The following is a 15,176-nucleotide window of genomic DNA, read 5'->3' on the forward strand; positions in this document are numbered from 1 at the left end:
CGCGGATGGCCGCGTTGCCGGCGGTTACCTGGACCTCGCCCTGGAATCCGCCGGACCAGGTCGAGGTGACCCGGTACGTCGCCGAGCAGGCACCCGCCGGGGGCGGGTTGGTGGGCGGCGGCGTGGTCGGCGGGGCAGTGGTGGGCGGCGGCGTGGTGGGCGGGGGTGTGGTCGGCGGCGGCGTGGTGGGCGGAGGGTTGGATCCGCCGCCGAACTGCACGTCGCTGCAGATGTAGTACGACTGGTCGGAGTGACTGGCCTGCCAGATCGTGTAGATGACGTGCCGGCCGGTGCGGCCCGGGGCGTTGACCGGGATCTCGATGGAGACCCCGCCCGGCTCCTGCTGCCACTGCGAGGCCGGCGTGTTGCCGATCTGACCGACAAGTTCCAGGTGCGACCAGGCCAGCGGCGTGTTCAGCGCGTCGTAGCCCTGCCGGGTGGCGTACACCCGGATGTAGTCGGCACCGTGGCTGGCCTGGTCGTAGAACTTCAGCCGGAAGTTGTTGCCGACCGAGGTGGTCCGCCAGGCACCCGGCACGTCCATCGCCCGGTAGCGCCCGTTCTCGGTGCGCCCGCCGGAGCAGAGCTGGCCGTTCGGGATGGCGGCCTGGTGGTTACCGGCCACGCCCTCGCGGTAGAGGCCGTTCCAGTTCCACATGGCGTTGGTGTCGGTCTGCCACGCCTGCCAACACATCGGGTCCTCGGTGGCCATCCGCGGGTTCTGGAAGTCACCGCCCCAGCGCTGCCAGCAGCCGTAGTTGCGGGAGATGGGGTTGGCCACCGAGCCGTGCGCGGAGGCGGATGGCACAAATGCCGTGGTGAGCAGCAGAGCGGCGACGGCCGCGACGGCCAGCAGCCAGAGCGCCCGCGATGATCTGAGTGAATTGGACATGGAGCCCCCAGGGGGAGTCGTCGGATCTATCTCGACATCGCCCGGACGCTCGGGAGTTGCCCTCTCCCGTGCTGTAAGCGTCGCCCTCGTGTACTGGCTCGACCGGAAGGATGGCACGTTAGATCGTCACACGTCAATGAGGAAAGCGATTTCCAGCACGGTGTGCGAGGCGTCGTCGAAGCGCTTCCACCACCGGGTTCGGGCGTCTCACCACTTCCGGCGCATCGGTGTGTGGGGGATGCCGTCCTCGACGTACTCCGGCCCGCTGACCGTGAAGCCGTGCCGGGTGTAGAAGTCGACCAGATGCGACTGCGCGTCCAGCACGCACGGCCGGTCACCGATCTCCGCGAGCGCCGCCGTTATCAGATGTCCCGCGTGCCCGGCACCCCGGGCCTCCGGGGCCACCACCACCCGTCCGATCCTGGCCACCCCGCCGGGGTCGGCCAGGATCCGCAGGTACGCCACCGGAGCGTCGTCGCGGGCAAGCCACAGGTGTCGGGTGCCGGGTTCGACGTCGCGCCCGTCGACCTCCGGGTACGCGCACTCCTGCTCGACCACGAAGACGTCGACGCGCAGCCGCACCAGGTCGTGGAAGGTGCGGGCGTCCAACTCGGCGAAACTGGCTGCCCGCAACTGTGTACTCGACATCCCGTCAGGCTAGTGCGGTGCCCAGGATTCCTGCCGGCCGCCGGTGTGGCATTGGTGCTGGTGCTGGTGCTGGTGACCTGCGGCGCTGGTGCTGCTCGTGCCGCGGTCTGTCGGCGCGGGGCGGTCAGGCGGGACGGGCACCCACCGCGTCGCGGATCTCGGCGCCGCGCTCGGCCTCCACTGCCCGGGCGCAGTGACCACAGCAGAAGAACCGGCCGGAGACCTCGACCCCGTGGCCCGAGATCTTGATGCCGCAGTGCTCACAGATCGGTGCCAGCTTGTGGATCGCGCACTCGAAGCTGTCAAAGGTGTGCACGTCGCCGCTGACCGTACGCACCTCGAACGCCAGCCAGTAGTCGTTGCCACAGACCTCGCAGGTAGCCACGCCCCGTACCTCCATCAGAAGACCTTTTGTCCATCTTGCGGCATGACGTCGGGCGGCTCGTCTTTTATCGACAGTGGTCTTTACTGTTAACAAGGTTTAAATTATGTTGGTGGCACCTCACCAGGCATCACGCCGACAAGGAGCTGCCGCCATGCGCCGAAGAATCACCCTTCCGCTCGTCGCGACGGGCGCCATGGTCTCCACCCTGGCCGTCGCCACCCCCGCCCAGGCCCACGGCTACGTCTCGTCGCCGCCGAGCCGCCAGGCGCTCTGCGCCCAGAACCGGGTGCCCGACTGCGGGCAGATCAGGTGGGAGCCGCAGAGCGTCGAGGGCCCCAAGGGGCTGCGCAACTGCCACGCCAACATCTCGCACTTCGCCGTCCTCAACGACGACAACCGTGGCTGGCCGGCCACCTCGGTCGGTACCACCGTGACGTTCACCTGGGTCAACACGGCCATGCACGCCACCCGCGACTGGGAGTACTTCATCGGCAACACCCGGGTCGCGGTCTTCTCCGGCGGCGGACGCCAGCCCGGCGCGACCGTCTCGCACACCGTCAACCTGTCCGGCTACTCGGGTCGGCAGAAGCTGCTGGCGGTATGGAACATCTCCGACACCGCAAACGCCTTCTACTCCTGCGTTGATCTGCAGATCGGCGGTGGCGGCGGCAACCCCACGCCCAGCCCGAGCCCGACCACGAACCCGCCCGCCCCGTCGCCCACGCCGACGGTCGCACCGACCACCAACCCGCCGACCGGCGGCACCTGGGCAGCCGGTCGCGCGTACGCCGTCGGGGACCAGGTCACCTACGGTGGCCGCACCTACCGCTGCCGGCAGGCGCACACCGCCATCGCCGGTTGGGAGCCGCCGAACGTACCGGCGCTGTGGAGCCAGATCTGACCAACGGGAGGTGCGACCGGACCCGGCCGCACCTCCCGTTCGCCGTACCGTCGCTCCTTCGTGCCCTGCTGTGGGCGGGAGCTGGTGTGCTGTCGGCCGGAGCCGCCGTGTCGCGGGCCGGAGCCGCCGTGTCGCGGGCCGGAGCCGGCGTGCTGGGGGCCCGAGTCGTCGTGTCGTCGGCCCGGCCGCCCGAGGGGTGCGCCGTGGTGCGGGCGCGGCGTGCCACGCTGCGTGTGCTGCCGCTGCACCTGCTCGCGGTGCTGCTGGTTGCCGGCTGCGGCGGCTCGCCCGCGCCGTCCGGGCAGCCCGCGCCCACCGACGCCACGCCTCCGGTGGCCGCCGCCCCTGCTCCGGCGCCTGTAGTCACGAGCGTGATGGCCGGCATCGACCTGCTGTTCCTGTCGATGATGGCCGGGCACACCGAGCAGACCCTCCAGATCGTCCGGCTGGTCCGGGACCGGCTGACCGACAGCGAACTGCGCACCCTTGTCGCCGCCGTCGAGGCGACCGAGTCCGACGAACTGGTCACCGCGCGCGGCTGGTTGGCGCAGGCCGGGCGCAGCGCCCGTGCCGACGACCACGCTGGGCACGGCACCGGCCCCGAACAGTTGGCGCGGCTGCGCGACGCCCCGGACGCCGAGGTCGACACGGTACTGATCGAGGTGTTCAGCGCGCACCAGCAGGCCGCCGCCGACCTGGCCCGGGCGCATCTGGCCGCCGGTACCGACGCGCGGGTGCTCGACCTGGCCCGGCGCGTCGAGCAGTCGCGTACCGCTCAGGTTGCGTTGATGGCCGGCCGGCCCGCAGCCGGTTGACCGCCCGGCCGCGCGGATCCCGGCCGGCGCGGCGCGGGCCGGCACCGGCTTGCGCGGCCGGAGTGGCCGCGGGCGGGGTGCCTGGTCAGGCGTCGTTCGGGTCCAGGCGGATGGAGAGCGAGTTCACGCAGTGCCGGGTGTCCTTCGGGGTGAAGCCCTCACCGCGGAAGACGTGCCCGAGGTGGCTGTCGCAGCGGGCGCAGCGGATCTCGGTGCGGCTCATGCCGAGGGAATTGTCCTCGATCTCCTTGATCGCGCCGGGGATGGCGTCGTCGAAGCTCGGCCAGCCGCAGTGCGAGTCGAACTTGGTGTCACTCGGGTACAACTCGACACCGCAGGCCCGACACCTGTACATGCCGGGCGTCTTGGTGTCGACGTACTCACCGGTCCACGCCGGCTCGGTGCCGTGCTCACGCAGCACCCGGAACTCGGCGGGGCTGAGCCGGACCCGCCACTCGTCCTCGGTGCGGGGCAGTTCGCTGTCGGGAAGAGTCACAGGTCAACGGTACGCCGAAGGTCGGACCCATCGCATATGGTCGCGCAATGGGTGGCACGAAGGCTGCGGCCGAGCAGATCGAGGTGGCCGGGCAGAGCGTACGACTGTCCAGTCCTGACCGGGTGATCTTCCCGGAGCGGGGCTTCACCAAGGCCGACGTCTTCCACTACTACGTCAGCGTCGGCGACGGCATCATGCGCGCGCTTGGCGACCGACCCACCACGTTGCAACGCTTCCCCGACGGCATCGAGGGGGAGATGTTCTTCCAGAAGCGGGTGCCGACCCGGGGCGTGCCGCCCTGGGTGCAGACTGCCGAGATCAGCTTTCCAAGCGGCCGAAAGGCCGCCGAGCTGTGCCCGGCGGACCTGGCCCACGTGGCCTGGGCAGCGCAGATGGGCACCGTGGTGTTTCACCCGTGGCCGGTACGCGCCGCCGACGTCGACCAGCCCGACGAGTTGCGGGTCGACCTCGATCCGCAGCCCGGCACCGACTTCGCCCACGCGGCGACGGCCGCCGCCGAGCTGCGCGCGATCCTCGACGAGCTGGGCGTACCGGGCTGGCCGAAGACCTCCGGCGGTCGGGGCGTGCACGTCTACCTGCGCATCCAGCCACGCTGGACGTTCGTCGAGGTACGCCGGGCCACAATCGCGCTGGCCCGGGAGTTGGCCCGCCGCCGACCCGACCTGGTCACCACCGCCTGGTGGAAGGAGGAGCGCGGCGAGCGGGTCTTCGTGGACTACAACCAGATGGCGCGGGACCGCACCATCGCCTGCGCGTACTCGCTGCGCGCCAACGCCCGGGCGACAGTCTCCACCCCGGTCACCTGGGACGAACTGCCCGACGTCGACCCGGACGACTTCGACCTGCGTACGGTGCCGCAACGGCTGACCCAGCGGGGCGACCCGCACGCCGGCATCGACGACGCCGCGTGGGACATCACCCCGCTGCTGGAATGGGCCGAGCGGGACGCCGCCGCCGGCGAGGGTGACCTGCCCTACCCACCCGACCACCCGAAGATGCCCGGCGAACCAAAGCGGGTCCAACCCTCCAAGGACCGCGACCGCCCCCGCTGACGGTCACCTGCGCGTGTCGCCCGCCTCCACCACGGTCTTGGCGGTCAGCAGGTCCGCGCCGGTGATCTTCCGGTACTCCGCGATCGCCTTGATCTTGTTACCGCGGGCGAGGTGCTCCCGGACGACCGGGGGCAGCGGGTCGGTGTCGGCGACGCCGAGATGATCCATCACCAGGGTCAGCCGCCGCTCCAGCTCGGTCAGCCGGTATGCGGTGCGGGCCACGTCGCGACGGCTCGGTGCCTGCGCGAGCAGAAGGCCGACGACCAGGGCGAGGAGTGTGGCCAGAACGATGTCCATGCCGGTGATCGAACCAGCCCCGCGCTACGGCGGGCAACGCGCCCGCGCCGATCGGGCGTCAGCTCGGGGTGCCACCCTTCACACCGTTCACGAAGGAGCGCCACTGGGCGGGGGCGAACAGCAGCACCGGCCCGCCGACGTCCTTGCTGTCCCGCACCCCGACCGCGCCGGCCAGATCGTCGGCCACCTCGACGCACTCGCCTTCACCGCTCCGGCTGCTCTTGCGCCACCGGGCATTGGTCAGGTCATTCATCGAAGGTCTCCTTGATAACCGTCCCGATCAGATCTTCAGACTCGCGCACGCCCAGTGAAAGGTCCAGAAGGGTGGTCCAGGCGTCAGCGTACGCCGCCACTTCTGTCGGCTTGTCCAGGTAAAGGCTGCCGGTCAGCGACTCGCTGTAGACGGTCGACGGCTCTGCGGGCCGTGTGCCGACCGCTGGAAAGTCCAGCATGATGAACGACCCGGCAACGGATGCCGCGTGGGGGCCGCTGCCCAGCGGCAGCACCCGGACCGAGACGTTCGGTCGCTGTGCGGCGTTCACCAGGTGTGCGAGTTGGCTGCGCCAGGCGTCCAGGTCGGTGATGGGGCGGCGGATCACGGCCTCGTCGATGATGGCTTCGAAGCTGGGAGCCTTTGGGCTGCGGCGAGCGAGCAGCTTCTGACGCTCCATGCGTAGTGCGACCTTCTGCGCAATCTCATCCTGGCTCCGGCCAGCCTTGGCGCTGAAGATGACCACAGCGTATTCGGCGGTCTGGAGCAACCCAGGGATCAGCGTCGGCTCGTACTGACGTACGCGGCGGGCCGCCGCCTCCAGGCCGACGTACAACTCGAACCACGCCGGGATGGCCTCACCGTAGGCGTGCCACCAACCCCGACTCTTGCTTTCCCGGGCCAGGCTGACCATGACCTCGGTCAGCTCGGCGGAGGTGCCGTAGTGCTGGCACATCAGCGTCACATCGTGGGTACGCAGCGAGGTCTGTCCGCTCTCCAGGCGGTACATCTTGGCGCGCGACCATTCGAGGGCCTCGGCGGCAGCCTCCAGGTTGATGCCGGCTTCCTCCCTGGCCTGGCGCAGCAACCTACCCAATTGCCGCCGTGGCACCGAAGACCCAACGTCGCTCATGTCACCCCGTCTCACATCGGTGCTGCCAGTGTCTCGTTTGGAACAGCATCGAGGCCCAGATGACACACCGTAAATTTTTTATCCCGAATCTCCGTATGAGACGTTGCAGATTGGCGAAGCGCGGGCCGATGGTGGCGGGCATCGGCGATATCGATGCGTGTTCGCGGGAGGCTCGTGGTGGCTCGGTGGAAATGGTTTCAACGGCAGGACGAACCGATCGATGTGGTGCAACGGCCCGCGTACCACGAGCGGGCCGGTGCGTACCGCGCCGTTCAACCGGAGCGGAACGCCCCGACGGCGGGCCAGCCGCAGCAGCGGCTGTTGCTGCGGCTGGCCAGGCTGTGGCGGTCCCACCACACCGTGCGGCGATGCCACCGGCGGAGCTACCGGTGAGCGGGGATCAGGGGATCAGGTTCGTCGAGGTGGCGGACCTGCCCGAGATCGAGGTCGACAGCAAGCCGGAACTGCTGGTGCTCGTGGCGGAGAACGACATCCCGATCGGCTGGGCGGTCGTTCTGCCCGAGGGGGACTTCTGGCTGATCCGGAGGTCTACCCGACACTTGACCCACGGGTCGAGTCTGGCAACGCTGACGACCTTCTGGGCCACCGTCCTCGGTTGCGACGTGGGACGACCCAGGCTGGCCGGACCCCCGTCCGCCGGTGTCAGAGACTGAGCTTCATGCCCTCGTGGCTGGCGACGAAGCCGAGACCGAGATAGAAGCGGTGCGCGTCGTGGCGGGCCTTGTCGGTGGTGAGCTGCACCAGGCCGCAGCCGCGCTGCCGCGCCTGGTCGATCGCCCACGTCATCATCTGCCGGCCCAGGCCCCGTCCGCGCTGATCCGAGCGGACCCGGACCGATTCGATCAACTGCCGCTCGGTGCCGTGCCGGCCGAGCCCCGGAATGTAGGTGAGCTGCATGCAGCCGAGCAGCTCACCCCCCGCCTCGGCCACGACGAGCTGGTTACGCGGGTCGGCGGCGATCTCCGCGAACGCCTTCTCGTACCTGGCGTCGACCTCGCCGACGTCACGGGTACGCCCCAGCATGTCGTCGGCGAGCAGGTCGAGGATGGCCGGCAGGTCGGCCCGGACCGCCTCACGGAAGATCACGTCGCTCATCCCGCGAGCGTCCCACAACGGCGCGCCCTGATGCGCGGCAGAGCACCGTCAACTGTCGCTGTGCCGGGTGACGCGTTCGAGCACCGCGACGAAGGTGCCGACGGAGGCGCACGCGACCGGGACGGGTGGCAGATGTTCCGGCGGGCCGTCCTCGGTGAGCGGAGCCTCGAAGAATCCACCGCTGCCGTCGACCCGATCACCCACGACGATCTCTCCGACGTCAGGCACGTGTACGCCCGCCCGGCCGTGCGGAAGCAACGTGGTGCCCGGCGGCCAGACCACTACCTCTACGGCCCCTGCCTCGTCCCGCAGGGTCAGACAGCCGCCATCACCGACGGCCACTCGACCGTGCATCGCCGCGAGAAAGTCGTACGTCGCACCGGCGACCAGGGTCCGGTAACCGTTACCGTCCAGCACCCGGCCGCTCCCGACCGCCGGGGCAGGCGCCGGTTCCGGCACCTGCCCCGGCGAGATCCCAGGGGCCTTCTCGGTGTTGGTAGGTGTCCGAGGGCTACCGGTGCAGCCGGTCAATGCCAGCAACGACCCGGCAGCAACGACATTGATCCTTAGCACCGACCCATCAGATCCGTAATGTCCACGTCCATCCCTTAGCGACATGCCGGTCGGTGTGGCGTGGTCTCTGCCGCCGATGGCCCCGGGGTCGGTGGCAACCGTTCGGCTCAGGTCTTCAGTGGCAGTGGTGCTGGTCCGACTGGACGGGCGTGGCGCCGGGGCGGGTCCACTGGGCTACCGGGCGGCCGTCCTTGCGCCACCAGCTGTACGTCGGGTCGGCCTGCGGCCAGCCGTCGGGGGAGTCCTCCCAGGCTTCCTGTCGTCCGTAGGCCGTCATGTCGAGCAGCTTGAGCGAGCTCATGATCGCCTCGACGCCGCGTCCGGTCGTCTCGTAGGTGAGGAACACCCGGTCACCCCGGCGCAGGTAGCAGGCGATGTTGCCACCGCCGGCCACAGCGGGCTCGTCGATGCCGTACGTCGAGTACCACGGGTGGAGGTAGCCCATGAACTCGCGGAACGGTGCAATCTCCTCGTACGGTCCCTCGGCGAAGACCGCGAACCTGATGCCCCGTGCCTCCAGGTAGCTAGCCTCGTGGAAGTTCCAGATGCTGATTGTGCAGCCTTCGCACTGCTCCTCGAACGGCTTGCCGAGGTGCCACATGTGCTTGTAGACCACGAGTTGGTCTTGCCCGTCGAAGAGGTCCAGCAGCGGGACCGGGCCCTGCTCGCCGACCAGTTTGACCGGGTTGACCTCGGTCATCGGAAGGCGACGGCGGGCAGCGGCGATGGCATCACCCGCCCGGGTGTGCTCCTTCTCCCGTACGAGCAGTGCGTTGCGTTCCCGGAGCCAGGTGTCGCGGTCGACCACTGGAGGTGCTGGCTGGGTATCCATACTCGACATGCCACTACTATAAACATAGCGTCTACTCGTGTGAAAGAAGTTGATGAGGATTGCCTGCCAAGTTGACCTACGCGCACCACGGTGACGCCTGCCGGGCCGCCAACGCCCTCGACCTGGTGGGCGACCGGTGGACGCTCATCGTCGTCCGCGAACTGCTCCTCGGTCCGAAACGCTTCGCCGACCTCCAGGAGTCGGTCCGTGGCATCACCCCGGCCGTCCTCAGTGACCGGCTCAGATCCCTGCGTCAGGCCGGCATCGTCGACCAGGTGACGCTTACCGACCTGGCGCGCACCCGCGCGTACGCCGTCACCGAGTGGGGTCGCGGCCTGGAGTCGGTCCTCGCGTCCCTGGGCCGCTGGTACACCTCCGGACCGGACCCCCGCACCAGCGGTGGCATGACCCCCGACGCCATGGTCCTCGCCATGCGCACCATGGCACCCTCCGTCCCCGAGGGCCTGCCACCGACCGCCCTGCGCCTCTACGACGCCCGCCAGCCCGACCCTCCCGTACGCGAATATCGGCTGGCCGCCGTCGACGGGCTGCTGGACGTCCGCCCCGGCGCTGCCGTCGAGCCGGTGGCGATCGTGACCGCCGACTCGACGGCCTGGAGCGAGGTGCTCTTCGGTGGCCTGCCGCTCACCGACGCCGAACGCGCCGGCACCGTACGCGTCGAGGGCGACCGCGACACCGTCCTCGGCGTCGTACGCCACTACCTCACGGCCGTAGCCCCCTCATGAGACGCTACGGCGACCTACCCGCCCTGTAGCGGGTTGCTGCAACGCCTTGTTCGGGTGCGGGATTGGATCTCAAGATTGACGGAATGGCCTTCATGTGAGCGCTTGTGACTACTCGAACTGGACGGTTCGGGCGATCCTTGTTCCGGCCTTCGGAAGAGCGTCACATGGCGGTCGAGCATCCGTCGGATCGGGTGACCTGCTGCTGGAGTGCTGTCGGAGGATGGGCCGCAAGGTGCCCCTCCTGAGGTCCGTCCTGAGGTCAGACGGTCCGGCGTCAGACGGCGCGAGGTTTGACAACAAGGGAAGCGCTGGAACCGTAGACCCGCTCTCGTTGTACGGGGCTCGTGCCGTCCTGCGCGAGGTTGTGCGCGAGGGATCGGACTTTCTTCTTGGTGAGCAGCCCTCGATGTCGCCCGCGTGGACGGCGGGAGCCGTGCAGGTCCTGGCCGATGCGCGAGCAATGTCTGCGGAGCGGGGACTTCCGTGGGTCGGCGACCGCGAGGTGCTACTCGCGCTTCTCGCGAGCGAGGGAACGACGGCGAGTGTCCTCGTGACGCGTAGCGGCGTCGATCGCGGTGAGCTGTTGTCGGAGGTCGGCCGGTTGAAGCCATTCCAGGGTAAGCACCCGTGGGCACCTGCGGTCGATTCGCCGGAACGGACAGGTTTCCTGCGGGTGAACGTGGTGAGCCGCTTCCTGATGTGGCCCATCACCGTGCTTTCGAGGAAGGTCGACGGGCCGAGTTCCGGCCTGCTGACGACGCTGGAGGAAGAGGCTAGCCGCCAGGCGGTCCGCGAGGGGACTACCGAGGTTCATTTCGAGCACGTGGTGCTCGCTGCGGCTTCGATCATCCATCAGTTGGCGCTGAGTGAGATTACTGAGCCGAAGGAGTTGCATCGATCCCGGCCCATACTTGACGGGTACGGCCTCGCCTACGCCGACTTGATGGGTCGCCTCGTTGGCCGCGCCGGATATGTGCTGTCCCCGTCCACTGCGGAAACAATCCGCGTCCCGGCCCGCCCTCCGGCCGCCTCGCCCGAAGTTGAGACGGCATTAGGACTAGCGCGTGGCCGAGTCGCGCAGGGTGCTAGTTACCCGGAGGTCCTGGAGCAACTGTTCGCGATACCGCAGGCGAGGTCCGCGATCTCTGCGCTCACTGCCGAGTAACCCCGATGTCTGAACGACCTAGCGCGCTGGGCAGCGTTTGCCGTCGGGCGGGACGGTCAGGTCGATGAGGTACGCGTTGACGGCCTGGGTGATGCAGGCCGTCTGCGGGTAGGCGGTGTGGCCTTCGCCCTCCCAGGTGAGCACTCGCCCCACGCCCAGCATCTCGGCCAACGCCGGGGTCTGCTCGTACGGGGTGGCGGGATCGCCTGTGGTGCCGACGACAAGGATCGGCGGGGCGCCCTCGGCGCGGCCGGTCGGGTAGGGGTCGCTGCCGCCGGGCCATTCGGTGCAGGAGACCAGGCCGGCGGCGAGCGGTGCGCCGAAGAGTGGGTACTGCGTGCGCCACTCGGACTGGAGCTGGCGGATCCGCTCCAGGTCGGGGCGTTCCTCCTCGTCGGCGCAGTTGATGGCCAGGTTGGCGTCGAAGAGGTTGCTGTAGTTGCCGTCGGAGTCGCGGTCGGTGTAGTTGTCGGCGAGCCGGAACACGTCGGTCGGGTTGCCCTCGTTCAGCCTGTCGATGGCCTGGGCGAGCTGCTCCCAGCCGGGTTCGGAGTACAGCGACGAGACGATGGCGTAGAAGATCCAGCCGGCGGTGGCCTCCCGGCCGTCGGCGGAGCGGACGGGGGAGACCTCTGCCTTCTCGATGGCTGAGGTGACAGCCGCGCGGGCGTCGGGGGCGATGGGGCAGCGGCCCGCGTTTGCCGCGCACCAGCGGGTGAAGTTGTCGAAGGCGCGTTCGAAGCCCTTCGCCTGGCTCTCCGAACCTTCGATAAGACCCTGCCGAGGGTCGACCGCGCCGTCGAGCACAAGCGCCCGCACCCGCTGCGGGAACAACTGGGCGTACGTGGCACCCAGCAGGGTGCCGTAGGAGTAGCCGAGGTAGGTCAACTTCTCGTCGCCGACGGCAGCCCGGATCGCGTCGATGTCGCGGGCCGCCTGCTCGGTGCCGTACAGCGGCAGCTGGTCGCCGTACTTGGCGCCGCAACCCTGACCGATCTGCTTGTTGAGCGCGACGAAGTCGTCGAACGACGGCTGGCTCTCCGGGTCGGGGTTGTAGCCGAAGACGGCGTCGAGGTCGGCGTCCGGGATGCACTCGACCGGGCTGGACCTGGCGACCCCGCGGGGGTCGAAGCCGACGATGTCGAAGCGTTCGAGGATCGCGTCGGGCAGGCCGCCGTACTGTTCGCCGAAGGTGAGGTAGACGGCGGTGTCGACGCCCGAGCCGCCGGGACCGCCCGGGTTGATCAGCAGCGAGCCGATCCGGTCGCGCTGGTTCGTGGAGCGGGCCCGCAGCAGCGCGATCTCGAAGGTTTCACCGGCACCCGGACCGGCGGTGGCGGCGCTGCCGCCCGCCCAGTCCCGCGGTACCTGGATTCTGGTGCACTCGTACCGGATGTCCGGAGCGCGTCGCCCGACCACCTCGTCGGCCACCTCCGGGCAGGACCGCCAGGTCGGCGCGGCCCCCGGTGCCGCGGCCTCGCCGTCGACGTCGGCGCGCGGCGCGAACGCCGGCAGCGTGCAGCCGGCGGTGACCACGACGGCGGCGGTCAGGCCGGCCACGGTGAGCCGGAAACGGCGGATCCGGTCGGGCGTACGGGTCACGAACGAGCCTCCGTGATCAGATCGACGGCCAAGCTATGCGGACCCGGTCGACACCGCCGGGTCACCCCGCAGCACCTGGTCCACGTCGAACCGGACCGGCCGGTCGAGTTGATCGTATCGGCAGGAGAGCGGGTCGCGGTCGGGTCGCCAGCGAACGAAGCGCGCGGTGTGCCGGAACCGGTCACCCTCCATCGCGTCATACGCCACCTCGACCACCAGTTGCGGGCGCAGCGGCTCCCATTCCAGGTTCTTCGTGCCGGTCCAGCGGCTGACCCCGCCGGGGATGCGCTGCCCACGCTCGTGGTCGCCGTGCACCCACGGGTGCTCGGGCCCGGCGTCGCGGTAGGGGGCCAGTTCCTCCAGCAGCTCGGCGCGGCGGGCCATGGTGAACGAGGCGCTCACCCCGACGTGGTGCAGCACCCCGGCGTCGTCGTAGAGGCCGAGCAGCAGCGACCCGACCACCGGACCGGACTTGTGCCAGCGGAACCCGGCCACCACCGCGTCGGCGGTGCGGGCGTGCTTGACCTTGGACATGAGCCGCTTGCCCGGCTCGTACGGCAGGTCGGCGGGCTTGGCGATCAGCCCGTCCAGGCCGGCGCCCTCGAAGACGTCGAACCAACGGCGCGCCACCTCGGCGTCGGTGGTGATCTGGGTGACGTGCACCGGGGGCCGCACCCCGGCCAGCGCCTGCTCCAGCCGGGCCCGGCGGGTCGGGTAGGGGGCGTCGAGCAGGCTCTCGTCGTCGAGCGCGAGCAGGTCGAAGGCGACGAAGTCGGCGGGGGTCGTCTCGGCGAGCAGCTTCACCCGGGAGGCCGCCGGGTGGATGCGCTGGGCCAGCAGCTCGAAGTCGAGCCGGGGTTGCCCGTCCGGGCCGTCGCGGCGGATCACGATCAGCTCGCCGTCGACCGCGCAGCGCGGCGGCAGTTGCCGGCGGGCCTGCTCGACCACCTCGGGGAAGTAGCGGGTCATCATCTTGCCGCCCCGGCTGGCCAGCTCCACCTCGTCACCGTCGCGGAAGACGATGCAGCGGAAGCCGTCCCACTTGGGCTCGTAGGTCATCCCCGGGGCGGTGGGGATCGAGTTGACACTGCGGGCGAGCATCGGCTCCACCGGCGGGTTGATCGGCAGGTCCACGGCGATCAGTCAACCAGACGGCACCGACAGTGGTGACCCGGATCACGGCCGACCGGTGGGCGGCGTGTCCGTCTCAGGTCCGTCACGTCCCACCCGGGCGAATCGGAAAACCGCAGGTCAGAGCTACTTTCGCGAGGTGGCGGAGTGGGCGTGCGGGTGCTGCGGACGGTGGCGGGTAAGCGTCGAGCTGATCCACGGCCGGTACCTGTACCGGTTGGTGCACCGCTATCCCCGGCGCTTCGGTGGCGGCAAGAACGTGCTCGGCGAGGTGGGGTCGGTGGACGAGTTGGCCGAGCTGCTGCGTCGGCGTACCCCGGTCAGCCTGGCCGACCTGCGCGAGGCCGCCTGATACCGGCCTTTCAGTAGTGGGCGAAGGAGCGGATCGGGGCGCGCGGGCCGAACTTCGGTGCCTGCACGGCGGCGGCCTCCAGCAGCCAGCAGACGCGGCCCCGGTGGCCCCGGAACGGCTCCAGCAGCTCCAGCATCCGGGCGTCGTTGCCGCGCGGCTCGCCGGCCAGGGCCCAGGCGACCGTGTTGGGTACGTGGTAGTCGCCGACGCTCACCGCGTCGGCGTCGCCGTACGCGACCCGGACCACCTCGGCGGTGGTCCACGGCCCGATGCCCGGGATCGACCGCAGCAACCGGGTGGCCTCAGCCGAGTCGGCGCATCGTTGCAGGCGGTCGGCCACCCGCGCGGCCCGCGTCAACGTCTCGGCCCGTCGCTGCTCCACCCCGAACGGATGGAAGACCCAGTACGGGGCGGAGGCGACAGCCGCCGGGTCGGGTGGCAGCAGCAGCCGCACCGGACCCGGTGCCGGCTCGGCGAAGTGGCGCACCGTCGCCGCGTACCCCCGGTAGGCCTCCTTGCCGGTGACCTTCTGCTCCAGCACGGCCCGCAGCACCCGGGGAAAGATCAGCCCGCTGGCCGGCATCCGCAGCCCCGCCTGCTGGCTGGCCAGCCGCGCCACCACGGGGTGGCTGGCGGCCAGCTCGGCGAATCCGGTCAGGTCGTCGCGGAGCCCGGCCACCGCGTCGGCGTGCTCGACCATCCAGTCGGCGCCCGGGCCGTGACCCTCGGCGATCAGATCGCCGCCCTCGGGCCGCAGGGCGAGGGTGGCCGGCCCGTCGGGCGTGCGCGCCGCCCACCAGAAGACGCCCGCGACGATTCGCGCACACGGGTCGTACGGGCTGAAGGTGAGCGGGCGCACCGAAGCGGTGAAGCGGTAGCCGGCTGGTGTTCGCAGCACCCGACGCGCTTTCGGTTCGTTCCCGGTCACCCGGTCACTGTGCCACCTGGTGCGGGCGGATCGTCGTGGACCCACCCGGACGCGATGGATAGACGTTGCTCGGTCAATTCTCGGTAGCCATCCGTGCGGT

The 15,176-nt window shown here is 69.9% G+C and carries 20 protein-coding genes; 7 read left to right on the forward strand and 13 right to left on the reverse strand.

The window, feature by feature from the left end:
- The 3 genes from AB0J93_RS02660 to AB0J93_RS02670 all read right to left on the reverse strand — a co-directional run.
- Nucleotides 1-892, reverse strand: an 892-nt coding sequence (locus tag AB0J93_RS02660) for a lytic polysaccharide monooxygenase auxiliary activity family 9 protein (RefSeq protein ID WP_363917394.1), incomplete at its 3' end; no start/stop codon positions are given.
- Between the two features lie 207 nt (nucleotides 893-1,099).
- Nucleotides 1,100-1,540 (reverse strand): GNAT family N-acetyltransferase, encoded by a 441-nt coding sequence (locus tag AB0J93_RS02665; protein WP_363917396.1) that lies wholly within the window; start codon nucleotides 1,538-1,540, stop codon nucleotides 1,100-1,102.
- A gap of 124 nt (nucleotides 1,541-1,664) precedes the next feature.
- Nucleotides 1,665-1,925, reverse strand: a complete 261-nt coding sequence (locus AB0J93_RS02670) for a Prokaryotic metallothionein (RefSeq protein ID WP_203994429.1) — start codon at nucleotides 1,923-1,925, stop codon at nucleotides 1,665-1,667.
- Nucleotides 1,926-2,076: 151 nt separating this feature from the next.
- On the opposite strand from AB0J93_RS02670, the gene AB0J93_RS02675 reads away from it, so the two are divergent.
- Together AB0J93_RS02675 and AB0J93_RS02680 are read left to right on the forward strand one after the other, a co-directional pair.
- Complete coding sequence (locus tag AB0J93_RS02675; RefSeq protein WP_332908026.1) at nucleotides 2,077-2,826, forward strand: lytic polysaccharide monooxygenase; 750 nt, start codon at nucleotides 2,077-2,079, stop codon at nucleotides 2,824-2,826.
- Between the two features lie 86 nt (nucleotides 2,827-2,912).
- Complete coding sequence (locus AB0J93_RS02680) at nucleotides 2,913-3,641, forward strand: DUF305 domain-containing protein (protein WP_363917399.1); 729 nt, start codon at nucleotides 2,913-2,915, stop codon at nucleotides 3,639-3,641.
- A gap of 85 nt (nucleotides 3,642-3,726) precedes the next feature.
- Here the strand turns inward: AB0J93_RS02680 and msrB are convergent, their stop codons facing one another.
- Entirely contained in the window at nucleotides 3,727-4,137 is a 411-nt protein-coding gene (gene msrB / locus AB0J93_RS02685) for a peptide-methionine (R)-S-oxide reductase MsrB (RefSeq protein ID WP_099846960.1), read from the reverse strand.
- Between the two features lie 47 nt (nucleotides 4,138-4,184).
- Here msrB and ligD point away from each other — a divergent pair, with 47 nt between their 5' ends.
- Complete coding sequence (gene ligD / locus AB0J93_RS02690; protein WP_363917401.1) at nucleotides 4,185-5,210, forward strand: non-homologous end-joining DNA ligase; 1,026 nt, start codon at nucleotides 4,185-4,187, stop codon at nucleotides 5,208-5,210.
- Between the two features lie 3 nt (nucleotides 5,211-5,213).
- Here the strand turns inward: ligD and AB0J93_RS02695 are convergent, their stop codons facing one another.
- The 3 genes from AB0J93_RS02695 to AB0J93_RS02705 are packed head-to-tail and all read right to left on the reverse strand — an operon-like array spanning nucleotide 5,214 to nucleotide 6,631.
- Complete coding sequence (locus AB0J93_RS02695; RefSeq protein ID WP_363917403.1) at nucleotides 5,214-5,507, reverse strand: hypothetical protein; 294 nt, start codon at nucleotides 5,505-5,507, stop codon at nucleotides 5,214-5,216.
- Between the two features lie 58 nt (nucleotides 5,508-5,565).
- Nucleotides 5,566-5,760: a DUF397 domain-containing protein gene (locus tag AB0J93_RS02700; RefSeq protein WP_363917405.1), complete on the reverse strand. Its 195-nt coding sequence runs from the start codon at nucleotides 5,758-5,760 to the stop codon at nucleotides 5,566-5,568.
- Nucleotides 5,753-6,631 carry a helix-turn-helix transcriptional regulator gene (locus AB0J93_RS02705; protein WP_363917407.1) on the reverse strand — a complete coding sequence of 293 codons (879 nt, stop codon included), beginning with the start codon at nucleotides 6,629-6,631 and terminating at the stop codon, nucleotides 5,753-5,755. The genes AB0J93_RS02700 and AB0J93_RS02705 overlap by 8 nt, the downstream gene beginning before the upstream one ends.
- 389 nt (nucleotides 6,632-7,020) lie before the next feature.
- On the opposite strand from AB0J93_RS02705, the gene AB0J93_RS02710 reads away from it, so the two are divergent.
- A complete protein-coding gene (locus tag AB0J93_RS02710) occupies nucleotides 7,021-7,305 on the forward strand; it encodes a hypothetical protein (protein ID WP_363917409.1) in 285 nt (94 codons plus the stop codon).
- Here AB0J93_RS02710 and AB0J93_RS02715 read toward each other — a convergent pair.
- The 3 genes from AB0J93_RS02715 to AB0J93_RS02725 all read right to left on the reverse strand — a co-directional run bounded on the left by AB0J93_RS02715 (nucleotide 7,295) and on the right by AB0J93_RS02725 (nucleotide 9,161).
- Nucleotides 7,295-7,747 (reverse strand): GNAT family N-acetyltransferase, encoded by a 453-nt coding sequence (locus AB0J93_RS02715; RefSeq protein WP_363917411.1) that lies wholly within the window; start codon nucleotides 7,745-7,747, stop codon nucleotides 7,295-7,297. The two genes, AB0J93_RS02710 and AB0J93_RS02715, sit on opposite strands and share 11 nt — an antisense overlap.
- Nucleotides 7,748-7,795: 48 nt before the next feature.
- Entirely contained in the window at nucleotides 7,796-8,164 is a 369-nt protein-coding gene (locus AB0J93_RS02720; protein WP_363917413.1) for a hypothetical protein, read from the reverse strand.
- Nucleotides 8,165-8,435: 271 nt separating this feature from the next.
- Nucleotides 8,436-9,161, reverse strand: a complete 726-nt coding sequence (locus AB0J93_RS02725; RefSeq protein WP_363917415.1) for a DUF899 family protein — start codon at nucleotides 9,159-9,161, stop codon at nucleotides 8,436-8,438.
- A gap of 62 nt (nucleotides 9,162-9,223) precedes the next feature.
- On the opposite strand from AB0J93_RS02725, the gene AB0J93_RS02730 reads away from it, so the two are divergent.
- Both AB0J93_RS02730 and AB0J93_RS02735 read left to right on the forward strand, forming a co-directional pair.
- Nucleotides 9,224-9,898 carry a helix-turn-helix domain-containing protein gene (locus AB0J93_RS02730; RefSeq protein ID WP_363917417.1) on the forward strand — a complete coding sequence of 225 codons (675 nt, stop codon included), beginning with the start codon at nucleotides 9,224-9,226 and terminating at the stop codon, nucleotides 9,896-9,898.
- A gap of 406 nt (nucleotides 9,899-10,304) precedes the next feature.
- A complete protein-coding gene (locus tag AB0J93_RS02735) occupies nucleotides 10,305-11,063 on the forward strand; it encodes a hypothetical protein (protein ID WP_363917419.1) in 759 nt (252 codons plus the stop codon).
- A gap of 18 nt (nucleotides 11,064-11,081) precedes the next feature.
- On the opposite strand, the gene AB0J93_RS02740 is transcribed toward AB0J93_RS02735, so the two are convergent.
- Nucleotides 11,082-12,644, reverse strand: a complete 1,563-nt coding sequence (locus AB0J93_RS02740) for an alpha/beta hydrolase (protein ID WP_363917707.1) — start codon at nucleotides 12,642-12,644, stop codon at nucleotides 11,082-11,084.
- Nucleotides 12,645-12,698: 54 nt separating this feature from the next.
- Nucleotides 12,699-13,799, reverse strand: a complete 1,101-nt coding sequence (locus AB0J93_RS02745) for an ATP-dependent DNA ligase (protein ID WP_363917421.1) — start codon at nucleotides 13,797-13,799, stop codon at nucleotides 12,699-12,701.
- A 136-nt stretch (nucleotides 13,800-13,935) separates the two neighbouring features.
- Here AB0J93_RS02745 and AB0J93_RS02750 point away from each other — a divergent pair, with 136 nt between their 5' ends.
- A complete protein-coding gene (locus tag AB0J93_RS02750; protein ID WP_363917423.1) occupies nucleotides 13,936-14,148 on the forward strand; it encodes a hypothetical protein in 213 nt (70 codons plus the stop codon).
- Between the two features lie 10 nt (nucleotides 14,149-14,158).
- Here the strand turns inward: AB0J93_RS02750 and AB0J93_RS02755 are convergent, their stop codons facing one another.
- Nucleotides 14,159-15,076, reverse strand: coding sequence for a DNA-3-methyladenine glycosylase 2 family protein (locus AB0J93_RS02755; RefSeq protein WP_363917425.1), 918 nt, complete (start codon nucleotides 15,074-15,076; stop codon nucleotides 14,159-14,161).
- Nucleotides 15,077-15,176 lie beyond the last annotated feature (100 nt).

The sequence above is a fragment of the Micromonospora sp. NPDC049374 genome (assembly GCF_040677165.1).
Taxonomy (GTDB): domain Bacteria; phylum Actinomycetota; class Actinomycetes; order Mycobacteriales; family Micromonosporaceae; genus Micromonospora.